This is a genomic window from Streptomyces sp. NPDC003284 (assembly GCF_053589675.1).
In genome coordinates this window covers 74,914-89,062 of sequence record NZ_JBSFSI010000010.1, presented here as the reverse complement: position 1 = coordinate 89,062, position 14,149 = coordinate 74,914, and the positions used below count along the sequence as shown (strand labels likewise).

Genomic DNA, 14,149 nt, shown 5'->3' with positions numbered 1-14,149 from the left:
CCTCCATTCTCTCGCGTGTGCGCAAGGGGACGGGTGCTCGCTGCCCATCCCCGGACCTTCTCAAGCCCCCGCCCCCACGGGATGTTCCCGCCTCACCCGCCCGGGGAGCCCCCGAGGCTCAGGGTCACCAGGGGACCTGTCCCCGAGGGTCAGGGATTCCAGGGCACGCGCCCCTGCGGCTCAGGGTCTCCATGGCACCCGGTGCTCGCGCAGGCGGGCCAGGACCGCGTGGTTGGCCTCCCAGCCGTCCGGGAACTTGACCGTGACGCCGAGCTGGACCGGGTCGGTGGAGGGGTGTTCGTCGAGGAGTTCGCTCACGCCCGCGCGGCAGACGACGATGCAGGCGTGCCGGTGCCGGGAGGCCAGCACGCACAGGCGGCCGGTCTCCAGGTGGAAGGCGGTGGCGTCGGGGCGGCCGGAGAGCGGGTGGAGCACGACGGTGACGTCGAACTCGCGGCCCTGGAGCCGGTTGGCGGTGTCCACGGTCACGTCCGTGACGCCCAGGGCGGCGAGGGCCGCGCGGACGGCCGCCGCCTGGTCGCGGTGGGCGGTGCCGACCGCGATCCGGCCGGCGGTCAGCGGCACCGGTTCGTCCGGCGACCGCTCGGACAGCGCCGCGCCGCCGCGCTCCAGCAGCCGCGCCACGACCGCCGCCACCGCCCGCACCGCCTCCGGGTCGGTGCGCGGAGTGTGCCGCGCGGGCAGCTCCAGCAGCCCCCAGCCGGACTCGGCGGCCTCGTCGATCACCCGGTCGGGGCCCGAGCCGTCCGAGGGCACCGCGAAGCCGAGCCGCCGCTCCCCGGCCGCCGTACCGCTGCGGAAGGGCGTGTACGGGTAGAACGCGTCGGACACCAGCGGCGCCGCCGACGCGGGCAGCCGCCACGACACGGGCAGCCGGTGCTGCGGCAGCTCCGGGTTGTGCGCCAGCAGTGTCGTCACCGCCGAGGCCGACGGGTCGTACGACAGTCCCGCCCACTGCTCGCCCCCGACGATCGAGAACGGGTCCAGCTGCCCGGGGTCGCCCACGAACAGCGCCCGCTCGAACAGCCCGGCCACGGCCAGCAGCGCGTCCGAGCGCATCTGGTACGCCTCGTCGACGATCGCGTGCCGCCACGGCTCGTCGGTCTTCACATGCGCCCACTTCGCGGCGGTGGACAGCACGATGTCCAGCCCGGCGAGGTCGCCCGCCTTGGCGGACGTGCGGACGTTCTCCAGGGCGTCGAGTGTCTTGTCGTACGGGTCGGAGTCGCTGCTGTGCAGCCGCCCCACGGGCAGCTCGGGCTCCTTCTCCGCGAGCCGTACCACCAGGTCGTCGACCTGCGCGTTGGTCTGCGCCACGACCATCAGCGGCCGTCCGGCGGCGGCCAGCTCCAGCGCGGCGCGCACCACCAGCGTCGACTTCCCGGCGCCCGGCGGGGAGTCGACGACGACGCCGCGGTGCGTGCCGTGCAGGGTGTCGCGGAGGATCGCCTCGGTGGCGCGGGCGGCCGCCGCGCCGGGGTCGAGGCCGGGCCCGGGGGCGCCGGACGCGGCGGAGGTCTCCTCGGCGGGGGCGGTCACAGGACGTCCTCCTCGGTCACCGGGTCCGGGGCCTGGGCGGCGCTCTCCTCACCCGGCGGCCCGCCGTGCGTCCACGGGGTCTGCTCCGGGTCGGGCAGCTTCGCCCCGCCGCGCTGCTCGTGCTCGAAGAGCGTGAAGCAGACCCGGTCGCCCTTCTGCGGCACCGAACCGGCCTCCGGCTCCTTGCCGCGGCCCATCTTGTCGAGGATCCGCAGCACCACCAGCGTCCCGTCGGCCCCGGCCTGCTCGGCCTCCTCGACGGCCACGCACTGCGCCGACTGCGGCCTGCCGTCCAGCGAGCGGTACACCTTGACCCGCTCGGCCAGATGCGGACGGTCGTCGGTGCGCACGGTGACCAGCGGGCGCGGGCTGGGCCGCTTGCCCTCGCTGTACGCCATGGTCACATCGGTGACCTCCCCGGCGAACGCCTCCCCGGACAGCCGCCGCCCCGCCATGACCAGCGGGTCGTCCAGTGCCTCCTGGGCGTCCAGGCGGGCCTGCTCGCGCTCGCGTGCCGCCAGTTTGTTCGCCGCGGTGACCGCGTCGTCGCGGCGCGGCTGCGGCGGCTCCCCGGCCAGCACCCGGTCGCGATGGCCGGTGAACGACCAGCGGTCGCGCGTCCACCGCTCCGCCACGCGCGCGCCCTGAGGCAGCTCCCGCAGCAGGTCGAGGCCCTGCCAGACCTTCTCCCAGGTGGGCAGGGCGCAGCCCAGGACCAGCTCGTGGACGCGGCGCTCGGCCGCGGTGAGCGCGGCGAGCCGGTCGTCGGCCTCCAGCCCGTCCGCCGCCGCGGCCAGCTCCCCGCGCGCGCGGTCGTAGCGCTCGATGGCGGGCGCGAGCAGCTTGTTGTCGAAGGCCGGGTCGGTGGCTGGACCGGCGGGCGGGCACAGCAGCTGCCCGGCCGCGTCCCGCTCCAGCTCGGCGCGCAGCGCGGCCTCGGCGCCCGAGAGGCCGTCCGGCGGGTCGATCCAGGCGAGCAGCGCTCCCAGGTGCTGGTCCTCCAGGGCGGACTGGCCGGTGGTCCAGTGCCGGGCCAGTACGTCGCTGAGGGCCAGCAGCAGCGAGGAGCCCGGCACCCGGGCCCGCTCGCCGAAGTGGGTCAGCCAGCGCCCCAGCAGGGGCACCCGGGGCGGCGCCGGATACGGGGTCTCCGGGTCCTGCTCGGCGGTGCGGCGAAAGCGCATGGAGCGGCCGAGCAGCCGTACGAAGTCGAGGCCCGCGCGGCTCGGCACGATCAGCTGGGGGGCGTCCGCGCACAGCTCGGTCTCGACCTTGACCCGCTTGCCGGTCTCCGGGTCGGTCTCGGTGCGCTCGGCGGCCTCCACCACGTCGGCGTAGGAGTCCAGGTAGGGCAGGACGACGTCCGCCAGCTCGGCCAGGAACGCGAACCGCAGGTCGCGGTCGCGCGGCTGCGCCACGGCCAGCAGCCGGGGCGCGTCCCGGTCGGTGCCGACCAGCGCGCCGAGCGGGGCGCCCGCCTCACCGGCGGTGGTGAGCGGCACGAGCACCAGGGGCCGCCCGGACAGATGCCGGTGCCGGACGGTCGCGGCGGGCTGGGCGTGGCCGTCGTGCACCGCCTGGAGGCGCGCGAGGGTGTCGATCAGCGACATGCGGCCCCCCGCCGCTCGTCGGCGGCCGCGGTCCGGCGCGCGGGCGCCGGGCGCGGGTGGTCCCGCAGGGCCTCCGCCCGCAGCAGCGCGGCCCGGCGCAGGGCGGCCACCGCCGGGTCGTCCGGCTCGCCCGCCTCGCCGTGGGCCGCGGCGAGCACGTCCTCGACGGTCTCCAGGCCGCCCAGCTCGGCGCGGACGGAGCGGCCCAGGGCGGTCACCGCGCCGTGCGCGCGGGAGCGGGCCCGGCAGTGGAAGGCCAGCTCGCAGGCGGCCAGGCACTCGGGCGCGTAGGCGGCGGGCACCGCCTCGACCGCCGCCGTCAGCCGCTCGGCGGGCAGCTCGGGGGAGAAGCACACGCCCTCGGGGAGCAGGTCGGCGATGTCCTGCAACCGGGTCAGCCGCGCCAGCTGGCGGGCGGTCACCGCACGCTGCTTGCGCACGTCGACGGCGGAGGCGGCGGGCAGGTTGGAGAAGTCCTTGGGGCACACCAGCAGCACGCTGTGCCGCACGCGCGGGGGCGGCGCCCCGTCCGGGGAGCACCGGGCGGCGACCTCCTCCAGGGCCAGCACGTACACCGCGGCCTGGCGGGCCGCCGCGCCCACCTTCGCCGGGTCGGCGGAGCCGTCCAGCATCGGGAACGACTTGATCTCCACGACGGTCCAGGCGCCGTCGGGGTGCACCACCACCGCGTCCGGTTCCAGGAAGGCGGGGGAGCCCGCCACGTCCAGGGCGAGCATCGGGTGGTCCAGCAGCGTCCAGGCGCCCGCCGCGGTGGCCTCGCGCAGCGCCAGCGCCGTACGCGCCGCGCGTCCCTCGGGGCCGACGGCGGTCAGGTCCGGGACACGCGCCTCGTGCGGCGGCTCGGCGCCGGGGTCGAGCCGCCGGTGCACCAGCCGCAGCAGCTCGGCGCCGCCGTCCGCCTTGACCCGCGCCTCGAACGCGTTGCCCCGGGTGAGGGCGAACTGGGACTGGCCGAACGCGGAGGGGGCGCCCAGCGCGCCGGCGAGCGCCGTCTTGTCCACACCCGCGCCGTCCAGGATCGCGCGCCGTCTGCACCCCGGGTTGGCGGCCAGGGCCGCCAGCGCGCGGGCGTCCAGGGCACGGGCCGGTACGCCGGGGCCGCGCAGCTCAGCGAGCTGCTGCCGGAGCGCCGTCCCCGGTGTCCTGGGGGGAGGCACCCGGCTCGGCTCCGGAACCGAACCGTGTTTCGCGCTGCCGTGGAATTCGCTCACCCGCCGAAGTCTGGCACTCGCCACTGACAACGGGGGAACCCGCGCCGTCCGGGCGGCCCGCCAGGGCCGGGACCCGCGCGGCCAGCAGCGTCCGGGCCCGGTCGGCGGCGCGCAGCACGTACGGGGCGAGCAGCAGCCCGACGCCCATCACGGCCACGCCCGCGACCGCGTCGAGGAAGTAGTGGTTGGCGGTGCCCATGACCACGATCGCGGTCAGTGTCGGGTAGGCGACACCGGCCGCCTTCGCCCAGCGGGTGCCGCCGTGGCGCCACAGCATCACGCCGCACCACAGCGCCCAGCCGACGTGCAGGCTGGGCATGGCCGCGTACTGGTTGGTCATGCCGCCCATGCCGCGCGGCGCGCTGGCGTCGCCGCCCCACCAGCCGTACGAGCTGTAGTGGGCCATGGTGTCCACGAAACCGTGACCGGGCGAGAGCAGCCGGGGCGGGCAGGTCGGCAGCAGGGTGAAGCCGATCAGTCCGATGAACGTGGACGTCATCAGCCAGGTGCGGGCCGTGCGGTAGGACGCGGCGCGCCGCCGGAACAGCCACACCAGGATCGCGGGCGTCACCACGTAGTGCAGGGACGCGTACCAGAAGTCGGCCGGGACGCCGAGCCAGGGCTCGCGGGTGAACAGCCGGTTCAGGGGGTGCTCGAAGTTGATCCGCAGCACCTTCTCGATGTGCAGGATCGACAGACCGTGGTCGACGGCGCCCGCGACGTCACCGCGGACCAGCAGCCGCCCGGCCGAGTAGCAGCCGTACACGAGCAGGATCAGCGGCAGTTCGGTCCACCAGCGGGGCCGGGTCCGCGGGGGCGCCTCGGCGCGCGGTGCACGTGCCGGTGCCTCGGTCTGCGGCATCCGATGCCCTCCCCCTTCAGGTCGCTCTTGTCGTCGCTGCGGCGCCCGGTGATCTCCGGTGGTCCCCGGCCGGTCGTGCCACTTTACGGTGTATGCGCCCGCCTGCGCGGGGCGCCCCGGCCCTCAAAGACGCGAGGGCCGCCCGCCGGGTTGCCCCTGCACAGGGTGCGCGATGATGGAAACCCCCGTCCGAAGATCTCACTATTTCCCGGAAAGGCTCCTCATGGCACCGCGCATCCTGCTGGCCCGGCACGGGCAGACCCAGTGGTCGCTGTCCGGCAAGCACACCGGCAGGACCGACGTGCCCCTCCTGGAGGAGGGCCGGCGCGGCGCCAAGCTGCTCGGCGAGCGGCTGCACCGGGCCCCCTTCGACGGCTTGCCGGGCATCGAGGTCCGCACCAGCCCGCTCGTGCGCGCGCGGGAGACGTGCGAACTGGCCGGTTTCGGCGAGCGCGCCACGGCCTGGGACACGCTCATGGAGTGGGACTACGGCTCCTACGAGGGCATGACGCCCCGGCAGATCCAGGACGAGGCCCCCGGCTGGCTCCTGTGGCGCGACGGCGCCCCGCGCGGGGAGACGCCCGGCGAGGTGCGGGACCGCGCCGACGAGGTGGTGGCCTGGGCCCGCGCCGAGGACCGCGACGTGCTGGTCTTCGCGCACGGGCACATCCTGCGGGCGATCGGCGCGCGCTGGCTCGGCCTGCCGCTCGACTTCGCCGCCCGCGTGCGCCTCAGCCCCACCTCGCTCTCGGTGCTGGACTGGGCCTACGGCGAACCGGTCCTGCACAGCTGGAACGACGTGGGGCACCTGGAGGGCTAGGACGCCCGCCCGAGCCGCCGCGCGGTGCCGGGACGCCCGCCGACCGCTCGTGTGCGGTGCGCGCGGGGCGTGGTGCCAGACCCACGCGCGCGTGGGTGCCGTGTGGCCGGTCTCACGCCGTCCTGGGGGTGCTCGCGTGGCGTTCCAGGAACGCCGAGACGCCGTTCGCCCGGCGGTGCGGCAGCAGCACCCGTGCCGTCCCGGCCAGCATCATCTGGATCCGTGAGGACTGCACCTGGTCCAGCAGGTCCAGGACCCGCATCCCGGCCGCCGCCGCCTCGTCGGGACGTCCCCCGCGCGCGAGGTCGTCGGCCAGCTCCGCCGTGTACAGCGCGATGTTCCGGGTGAAGTGCGGGTCCTGGAGGCGGGCGGCCCGCAGCGCGTACCGGGCCGCGCGCGGCCAGTCGCCCAGCGTCGACCAGCACTGGGCCTCCAGGCCCGCCAGCTCCGCCTCGCCGTAGAAGCTCATCCACTCGGGATCGGCGTCCGAGGGGCCCCGCCCGTACAGCGCCTGCGCGCGCGTGAGCGCCTGCGCGCAGCCGGTGCGGTCGGCGAGCCCCGCCCAGCCGCCCGCCTCGCGCAGCGCCAGCAGGGACATCAGCCGGGCCGAGCCCAGCTCGCGGGCGGCGCGCTGGGCCGCCTGCGCGGCGCGCACCGCCTCCCGGGGCCGTCCGGCGTCGCGCGCGAGGAACGCCGTGTTGCAGAAGGCGTGCGCCTCCACGGCCGCGTCCCCGGTCATCCGGGCGGTGGCCAGCGCCTCGGCGTAGTGCGAGCGGGCGTCGTCGAAGCGGCCCGAGTCATGGGCCAGCCAGCCCACCGAGATGGCGAGTTCACCGGCGCCCGCGTGCAGCCGGTCGGCCGTGGCCCGCCGGGTGGCGCCGGCGTCGAGCAGCGCGTACGCGGCGCGCAGCGGAGCCGCCGCGCGCCGGTAGAGGCCGTCCGCCCCGTGCCGGTCGTCGAGCAGCCGGATCCGGCGGACGGCTTCTTCGACGGCGCCCGCCTCGCTCGCACCGGCGCGGCGGACCGGGCGGTCCGCGGCCGACGCGTCGAGGGCGAGCCCCAGGGGGCCCAGCGAGGCGGCGGCCATCGTGGCGCCCCCGCGGGTCATGAATGCGCGACGCAGCACGTCGCTCTCCTCGTGGTCCTCGTGCGGGTGGTTCGGGTCTTGCTCGTCGTGCGGGTCGTAGGGGGCGTACAGGCCGTGCGGGTGGTACCGGTGATCCTGGTGGTGCGGACGGGGCGCCCCGGTCGTCTCCAGTGGCGCGCGGGCCGGGCTCTCGGTGTGCGTGGGGGGCGCGTCGCCGCTCCCCGGGGCGCGCGCGGCACGCCCGCGCACGGACGAGCGGGGCGCGAACCCCAGGTCGGCGAGGGTACGGCCGGGGAACATGTGCAGGAACACACGTTCGTACGCGTAGTTGGGGCAGCGGATCTCGCCCGCCTCCACCCGGCCGATGTAGCGCGCGTCGCAGCTGACCCGCTCGCCGATCTCGCGGGCGGCACGCCGCACCGCCGCGGCGAACTCGGCCGGGGAGCGCTGTCCGCGCAGCCGCCGGAAGGCGAGGTTCGGCCGCGGTGGCCGGGGGGACGGGGACGAGGTCACCGTTGACGACGCCATGGCCGGGCCCTCTCGTGCGAACCGTCGAACCATGCCGGAACCGAGGGGAGTTGCCCGGGTTGCCCCGGTGACTCCCTTTTTCCGACGGGCAAGAACGTACCGGTTGTGTCCGGCCCGCCACGCAGTGTTTGGCTACAAACCGGATATCTCATCCGTGATCTGCCATGAAGTGCCATCCTTTGTGGCTGACTTCGGCCGTAGCCGTTGACGACCCCGCCGCGTTGTACCCCGTGAACCGGGAGCCGCCCGACTCCCGACCCGCTCGCGCACGAGGAGGGGTATCCGTGGTGGAGTCCGGGACGCGGACCAAGGGGAGCGCCGATCGTCGGCCGTCGCCGTCGGCACAGGGGGCCGACTGCGACCTGGTGACCGTACCGGCCCGGCAGGGTCTGGAGGCGGTCGACATCCTGCGCCGCGAGGCGGAGGAGGCGGTGGGACCCGTCCTGCACGACGACGGCGGCGACACGCTGGGATTCGTGGTCCCGGCGGGCACCGCGGCGGGCTGGGACGTACCGGGCAGCACCTGCACCAAGACGGACGGCCGCGGTCTGCGCACCGCCCCGGAGCCGCCCGTGGAGGGCTCGGACTGGCTCCTGCCGCCCGAGGAGTCCGACCTCGCGACCGACCCCGCCGTGCTGCGCCGCGCCCTGGACGAGGCGGCCCGGATGATCGCGGCGGCGGACAGCTGCTGCTGACGAGCCCGCGGCGGGTGCGGCGTAGGGCGGGTGCGGCGTAGGGCGGGTGCGGTGCGCTCCGACTCCGACTCGGCCGGGCCGCCCGGTCCGCTCGGCCGGACCTTGCGACAATGGGGGGATGGGAAGGTCCAGGAGTCCCCGGCGCGAGCGCGGGAGCACGGCAGCCGTCGCCGCACAGGTGGACGGCGGTCTCGCCGAACTCGTCCCCGACCGGGAGCGGGCGCGGGCCTGGACGCTGCTGATCGACGGGGCACCGCAGTCGCACGTCGACCTGGACGACCCGGCGTACCTCTCCTTCGAGTACCAGCGCCGGATCGGCCATGTCATCGACCTCGCCGCCCCCGCGGGCAAGCCGGTGCACGCCGTCCATCTCGGCGGCGGCGCGTTCACCCTCGCCCGCTATGTCGCCGCCACCCGCCCCCGCTCCACCCAGCAGGTCGTCGAACGGGACGCCGCGCTGGTGGGCCTCGTGCGGCGCGAACTGCCGCTGGACGCCAACGCCCGTATCCGGGTGCGTTCCACCGACGCCCGCGAAGGGCTCGCCAAGGTGCCCGACGGATGGGCCGACCTCGTGATCGCCGATGTGTTCAGCGGCGCCCGCACCCCCGCCCACCTCACCTCGGCCGAGTTCCTCGACGAGGTCCGCCGGGCGCTGAAACCCGGTGCCGTCTTCGCCGCCAACCTCGCCGACGGTCCGCCGCTCGCCCATCTGCGGGGCCAGATCGCCACCGCCGCCGCCCGGTTCGCCGAACTGGCGCTCGTCGCCGACCCGGCCGTCCTGCGCGGCAGACGCTTCGGCAACGCGGTCCTCGTCGCCTGCGACCGGCCGCTGCCGATCGCCGAACTGACCCGCCGCGCCGCCTCGGACCCGCACCCCGGCCGGGTCGAACACGGCCGTGCGCTCACCGACTTCACCGGCGGCGCCGCCCCCGTCACGGACGCGGCGGCCGTCGCCTCACCGGCCCCGCCGCCGTCCGTCTTTCGCTGACACCGGGCGCCGGACGGCAGGCGGCGTAAGAGGGGTGCGCGGGTCAGTAGTTGCCCACCTCGACCCGGGGCGGCCCGTCGTGCCACGAGCAGATGACCGACACCCGGTCCTCGCCCGAGGTGAACTCGACCCGGATCCAGCTCGCCGTCTTCCACACCTGCATCGACCAGCCCGTGCCCGGCGTCGCCGAGACCAGGCTCGCGGAGGCCGTGTCCAGGTCGAACACCACGCGTCCGCCCTCGGTGTCATAGCCCTTGACCGTCCCGGAACCCCCCGAACCGCCGGAAGCCCCGGAGCCGTCGCCGCCGCCCGGACCTCCGGCCGCGCCGGGCGCGTCGGAGGAAGCCGCGGACGCGTCGCCGGTGCCCTCGGGCGGCGCGGAACGCGACACGCTCGGGGCGGGCGCCGACGGGGTGCGGGACGGCGCGGCCGACGGCGCGGACGGGCGCGCCGACGACGGACGCCGCGTCGCGGAGCCCGGCGGCCGCGACTCCCGCGCATCCGCGTCACCCGCCGTGATGGGCAGGGCGCGCGGCGGGTCGTAGGCGGTGCCCGCCAGCACCGTGTGGACACCCCACCACGACAGCGTGACCGCCGCGCTCGTCGCCAGCGACCACGCCAGTACGTGTACGAATCCTCTGAGCATCGCGGCCATCCTGCCGCACGCCCCCCACCGGCGTCTCCGCGGTGTGCCCCGGAGGGCAGTTGTCCACAGATGGGGGGCCTCCCGGATGGTTGTCCACAGGCGCGCACCGGCCCCGCCGGTATGGCGTACGGTGCGGCGCATGGCAAGTGTGCTCGTGGTCGAGGACGACCAGTTCGTACGCTCGGCGCTGATCCGGCATCTGACCGACGCCTCGCACACCGTGCGCAGCGTCGGTACGGCACTGGAGGCGCTGCGCGAGGTCGCCCATATCCGCTTCGACGTGGTCGTCCTGGACCTCGGACTGCCCGATCTGGACGGCGCCGAGGCCCTGAAGATGCTGCGCGGCATCACCGATGTCCCGGTCATCATCGCCACCGCCCGGGACGACGAGGCGGAGATCGTCCGCCTGCTCAACGACGGGGCGGACGACTACCTGATCAAGCCCTTCTCGGTCGAGCACCTGTCGGCCCGCATGTCCGCCGTGCTGCGCCGGGTCCGCTCGGGCCCCGACCGCACCGCGCGGCCCACCGTCATCCGCGTCGGCGGCCTGACCGTCGACCCGCTGCGCCGCCAGGCCGAGCTGGACGGCGCGCGGCTCGACCTGACGCGCAGGGAGTTCGACCTGCTCGCCTTCCTCGCCGGGCGGCCGGGCGTGGTGGTGGCCCGCAAGGAGCTGCTGGCCGAGGTGTGGCAGCAGTCCTACGGCGACGACCAGACCATCGACGTCCATCTGTCCTGGCTGCGGCGGAAGCTGGGCGAGACCGCCGCGCGCCCCCGGTATCTGCACACCCTGCGGGGGGTGGGCGTGAAGCTGGAGCCGCCCGGAGCGGGGCCGGACCGATGAGATGGGCCCTGGTCAAGGTCTGCCTGGCGGTCACCGTGATGGTCGTCGTCGCCTTCGCGGTCCCGCTCGGCCTGGTCGTCAAGGAGATGGCCCGCGACCGCGCCTTCTCCAACGCCGAGCGCCAGGCGGCCGCCGTCGCCCCCGCCCTGTCCATCACCACCGACCGCGAACAACTTGAGCGGGTCGTCGCCTCGGCGGACTCGGACGGCCGGATGGCCGTGCACCTGCCGACGACCGGCGGCAGCGCTCCCGTCGACATCGGCCGGCACCGGTCCGCCGCCGCGGACATCGCCACGGTACGGCGGCTCGGCCGCGCCTCCACCACCCAGGTGCCCGGCGGATCCGCGCTGCTCCAGCCGGTCGCGCTCAACTCCGGTGCCATCGCGGTCGTCGAGGTCTACGTCCCCGAGGCCGAGGTGAGCAACGGCGTGGGCACGGCCTGGGCGGTGCTCGCCGGGGTCGGTGCCGCGCTGATCGTCGGCTCGGTCGCCGTCGCCGACCGGCTCGGCGTGCGGATGGTGCGGCCCGCGCGTCGGCTCGCCGAGGGCGCGCACGAACTGGGGGAGGGCAGACTGGGCGCCCGGGTCCCGGAGGACGGACCACCCGAACTGCGCCGGGCCGCCGTCGCGTTCAACTCCATGGCCGACCAGGTCGTCCAGCTCCTCGCCAACGAGAGGGAACTGGCCGCCGACCTGTCCCACCGGCTGCGCACCCCGCTGACCGTGCTGCGGCTCAACACCGCCTCGCTCGGCGACGGACCGGCCGCCGAGCAGACCCGGGCCGCCGTCGCCCAGCTGGAGCGCGAGGTCGACACCATCATCCGCACCGCACGCGAGGCCAAGCCGCGCACGGCGGCGGCCGGACCGGGTGCGGGCGCGGGCTGTGACGCGGCCGAGGTGGTCCGGGAGCGGATGGGGTTCTGGTCCGCGCTCGCCGAGGACGAGGGCCGCACCTGGCGGCTGGCCGGGGTGGAGCGGCCGGTGCGCATCCCGGTGGCCCGCGCCGACCTCGCCGCAGCCCTGGACGCCCTGCTCGGCAACGTCTTCCGGCACACCGCCGAGGGCACCGCCTTCGCGGTGGACGTGCACACCGCCGAGGACGCGGTGATCGTGCTCGTCTCCGACGCGGGCCCCGGCATACCCGACCCGGCGGCGGCCATGCTGCGCGGCAGGGGCTCGGGGAGCGACGGTTCCACCGGGCTGGGCCTGGACATCGTGCGTCGCCTGGCGGAGTCCACCGGCGGCGACGTCCGGATCGGCTCCTCCGTGCTCGGCGGCACGGAGATACGCCTCTGGCTGCAACTGGACGGCCGCCGTCCCGTACGGGGCACGGGCCACCGGGGCACGGTGCGCGGCCGCCGCCGCGCTGCCACGCGATAGGGCGAGCCGCCGCGCGATAGAGACAGCCGCCGCGTGGTGGGGCGAGGAGGGCCGGGCGAGGGCCGGAGGCGAGGGGGAGCAGCGAAGCGAGTCGCTCCCCCCAGGTCCGGACCTTTAACCGTCCCCGATCCCTCCCTTAAGCCAACCCTAAGATCCCCGACTCCCGCCCGGAACAGACTGATTGCCCGGTTCCGGATCGCTAGCGTGCTGCCGCACCCCACTCGCACCGCGCCCCCACCCCCCCCGGCCCCCCACGCACCGCACCCCCGACCCGCACGGCACCCCCACTCCCTCGGGCACCTCAGGGCTCCCGTGAACAGCGAAGGCAGGCACCGCGATGAGCACGCACCGGCGCAGGATCAGCGGCAGGAACAAGGCGATAGGCGGCCTGGTGGCGGCGGCCGTGGCCGGTGGCGGGGTGTTCCTGTTCACCGCCACCGCGCAGGCGGCCGGGACCGGTGCCGCGTACACCAGGACCAGCGACTGGTCCACGGGCTACACCGCGCAGTACGTCGTCACCAACAACAGCGGGTCGGCCGAGAAGGACTGGACCCTGGAGTTCGATCTGCCGTCGGGGACGAAGCTGGGCTCCCTGTGGAACGGCGAGGCCGCTGTCAGCGGACAGCACGTCACCGTGAAGCCCGCCAAGTGGGACACCGCGGGGCTCGCCGCGGGACAGTCCGTCACCGTCGGCTTCGTGGTCGACGGCACCGGCGAGCCGACCGGCTGCCGCATCGACGGCGCGGCCTGTTCGGCGGACGGCGGAGCGACCCCGCAGCCCAGCGGCCGGCCCACCCAGTCCGCGAGCCCGGCCCCGACGCCCACCCCCACCAGGACGTCGACGCCCGCCCCGACGGCGACCGCGACGGCTCCGACCGCGAGCCCCACGTCCTCCCAGAGCCCCGGCACCGGCACGACCGCGGGCGCCGGCTTCGCGCCCTATGTCGACACCTCCCTCTACCCCGCCTTCGACCTGCTGGCGAGCGCCGACGCGACCGGCGTGAAGAACTACAACCTCGCCTTCGTCACCGACGGCGGCGGTTGCACACCCAAGTGGGGCGGGGTGACCGACCTCGGCGGCGACGCCGTGGCCGCGCAGATCGGTGCGCTGCGGGCCAAGGGCGGGGACGTACGGGTCTCCTTCGGCGGTGCCAGCGGCTCCGAGCTGGCGACGACCTGCTCCTCGGCGGACGCGCTGGCGGCGGCGTACGGCAAGGCGGTCGACCAGTTCAAGCTGACCAAGGTCGACTTCGACATCGAGGGCGGCGCGCTGCCGAACTCCGCCGCCAACACCCGCCGCGCCCAGGCCATCGCCGCGCTCCAGCGCCAACACCCGGACCTGGACGTCTCCTTCACCCTCCCGGTCATGCCCGAGGGCCTGACCCAGGACGGCGTGAACCTGCTGGCCGGTGCGAAGTCGGGCGGGGTGAAGATCTCCACCGTCAACATCATGGCGATGGACTACGGCGCCTCGTACAACGGCGACATGGGCACGTACGCCGAGCAGGCCGCCACCGCCACCCAGGCCCAGATCAAGAGTGTCCTCGGGCTGTCCGACAGCGCCGCCTGGAAGGCCGTCGCCGTCACCCCGATGATCGGCGTCAACGACGTCTCCGCCGAGGTCTTCAAGGTCGACGACGCCGGCCAGCTGGTCGCCTTCGCCCGGTCCAAGGGGCTCGGCTGGCTGTCCATGTGGTCCGCCACCCGCGACAAGCAGTGCGCGGGTGGCCCCAAGCCCACCGCGGACGCGACGTGCAGCTCCGTCGCGCAGGAGCCGTTCGCCTTCAGCAAGGCGTTCGGCGCCTACAACTGACCGGCGCGCCCCCGCGCCAGGCCGGCGGGCCGTACGGAGAGGTGTTCCGTACGGCCCGCCGCGCGCCAAGAAGACGTCCGTCAGG

The 14,149-nt window shown here is 75.5% G+C and carries 12 protein-coding genes; 6 read left to right on the top strand and 6 right to left on the bottom strand.

What is annotated here, in order from left to right; genetic code table 11:
• Window positions 1-180: 180 nt before the first annotated feature.
• From ACWDYF_RS21760 to ACWDYF_RS21745, 4 genes are read right to left on the bottom strand one after another with little or no spacing between them, the layout of a single operon-like run.
• Entirely contained in the window at window positions 181-1,560 is a 1,380-nt protein-coding gene (locus tag ACWDYF_RS21760; protein WP_389466031.1) for an AAA domain-containing protein, read from the bottom strand.
• Window positions 1,557-3,170, bottom strand: a complete 1,614-nt coding sequence (locus ACWDYF_RS21755; protein WP_389466034.1) for a hypothetical protein — start codon at window positions 3,168-3,170, stop codon at window positions 1,557-1,559. The genes ACWDYF_RS21760 and ACWDYF_RS21755 overlap by 4 nt, the downstream gene beginning before the upstream one ends.
• Entirely contained in the window at window positions 3,161-4,348 is a 1,188-nt protein-coding gene (locus tag ACWDYF_RS21750) for a hypothetical protein (protein ID WP_018565650.1), read from the bottom strand. Before ACWDYF_RS21750 ends, ACWDYF_RS21755 begins: the two co-directional genes overlap by 10 nt.
• Window positions 4,299-5,264, bottom strand: a complete 966-nt coding sequence (locus tag ACWDYF_RS21745) for a phosphatase PAP2 family protein (protein WP_381742897.1) — start codon at window positions 5,262-5,264, stop codon at window positions 4,299-4,301. Before ACWDYF_RS21745 ends, ACWDYF_RS21750 begins: the two co-directional genes overlap by 50 nt.
• 223 nt (window positions 5,265-5,487) lie before the next feature.
• Here ACWDYF_RS21745 and ACWDYF_RS21740 point away from each other — a divergent pair, with 223 nt between their 5' ends.
• A complete protein-coding gene (locus ACWDYF_RS21740) occupies window positions 5,488-6,084 on the top strand; it encodes a histidine phosphatase family protein (protein WP_381742898.1) in 597 nt (198 codons plus the stop codon).
• A 112-nt stretch (window positions 6,085-6,196) separates the two neighbouring features.
• Here the strand turns inward: ACWDYF_RS21740 and ACWDYF_RS21735 are convergent, their stop codons facing one another.
• On the bottom strand, window positions 6,197-7,699 hold the full coding sequence (locus ACWDYF_RS21735; protein ID WP_389466038.1) for a hypothetical protein: 1,503 nt from the start codon (window positions 7,697-7,699) through the stop codon (window positions 6,197-6,199).
• Window positions 7,700-7,983: 284 nt separating this feature from the next.
• Here ACWDYF_RS21735 and ACWDYF_RS21730 point away from each other — a divergent pair, with 284 nt between their 5' ends.
• Both ACWDYF_RS21730 and ACWDYF_RS21725 read left to right on the top strand, forming a co-directional pair.
• Window positions 7,984-8,394: a hypothetical protein gene (locus ACWDYF_RS21730; protein WP_389466041.1), complete on the top strand. Its 411-nt coding sequence runs from the start codon at window positions 7,984-7,986 to the stop codon at window positions 8,392-8,394.
• Window positions 8,395-8,512: 118 nt separating this feature from the next.
• Window positions 8,513-9,382: a spermidine synthase gene (locus ACWDYF_RS21725; protein ID WP_037896881.1), complete on the top strand. Its 870-nt coding sequence runs from the start codon at window positions 8,513-8,515 to the stop codon at window positions 9,380-9,382.
• A 43-nt stretch (window positions 9,383-9,425) separates the two neighbouring features.
• On the opposite strand, the gene ACWDYF_RS21720 is transcribed toward ACWDYF_RS21725, so the two are convergent.
• Complete coding sequence (locus tag ACWDYF_RS21720; protein ID WP_389466044.1) at window positions 9,426-10,037, bottom strand: hypothetical protein; 612 nt, start codon at window positions 10,035-10,037, stop codon at window positions 9,426-9,428.
• Between the two features lie 130 nt (window positions 10,038-10,167).
• Here ACWDYF_RS21720 and ACWDYF_RS21715 point away from each other — a divergent pair, with 130 nt between their 5' ends.
• The 3 genes from ACWDYF_RS21715 (at window position 10,168) to ACWDYF_RS21705 (ending at window position 14,064) form a co-directional block, all read left to right on the top strand.
• Window positions 10,168-10,872, top strand: coding sequence for a response regulator transcription factor (locus tag ACWDYF_RS21715; RefSeq protein ID WP_018565657.1), 705 nt, complete (start codon window positions 10,168-10,170; stop codon window positions 10,870-10,872).
• On the top strand, window positions 10,869-12,251 hold the full coding sequence (locus tag ACWDYF_RS21710; RefSeq protein WP_389466048.1) for a sensor histidine kinase: 1,383 nt from the start codon (window positions 10,869-10,871) through the stop codon (window positions 12,249-12,251). Before ACWDYF_RS21715 ends, ACWDYF_RS21710 begins: the two co-directional genes overlap by 4 nt.
• Before the next feature lie 337 nt (window positions 12,252-12,588).
• Window positions 12,589-14,064, top strand: coding sequence for a glycoside hydrolase family 18 protein (locus tag ACWDYF_RS21705; RefSeq protein ID WP_389466051.1), 1,476 nt, complete (start codon window positions 12,589-12,591; stop codon window positions 14,062-14,064).
• Window positions 14,065-14,149 lie beyond the last annotated feature (85 nt).

Excerpts from the sequence above, each read along its gene's own strand:
- ACWDYF_RS21745 (WP_381742897.1), bottom strand. The coding sequence starts at position 5,264 with ATGCCGCAGACCGAGGCACCGGCACGTGCACCGCGCGCCGAGGCGCCC.
- ACWDYF_RS21715 (WP_018565657.1), top strand. The coding sequence starts at position 10,168 with ATGGCAAGTGTGCTCGTGGTCGAGGACGACCAGTTCGTACGCTCGGCG.
- ACWDYF_RS21740 (WP_381742898.1), top strand. The coding sequence starts at position 5,488 with ATGGCACCGCGCATCCTGCTGGCCCGGCACGGGCAGACCCAGTGGTCG.
- ACWDYF_RS21725 (WP_037896881.1), top strand. The coding sequence starts at position 8,513 with ATGGGAAGGTCCAGGAGTCCCCGGCGCGAGCGCGGGAGCACGGCAGCC.
- ACWDYF_RS21720 (WP_389466044.1), bottom strand. The coding sequence starts at position 10,037 with ATGGCCGCGATGCTCAGAGGATTCGTACACGTACTGGCGTGGTCGCTG.
- ACWDYF_RS21755 (WP_389466034.1), bottom strand. The coding sequence starts at position 3,170 with ATGTCGCTGATCGACACCCTCGCGCGCCTCCAGGCGGTGCACGACGGC.
- ACWDYF_RS21735 (WP_389466038.1), bottom strand. The coding sequence starts at position 7,699 with ATGGCGTCGTCAACGGTGACCTCGTCCCCGTCCCCCCGGCCACCGCGG.
- ACWDYF_RS21705 (WP_389466051.1), top strand. The coding sequence starts at position 12,589 with ATGAGCACGCACCGGCGCAGGATCAGCGGCAGGAACAAGGCGATAGGC.
- ACWDYF_RS21710 (WP_389466048.1), top strand. The coding sequence starts at position 10,869 with ATGAGATGGGCCCTGGTCAAGGTCTGCCTGGCGGTCACCGTGATGGTC.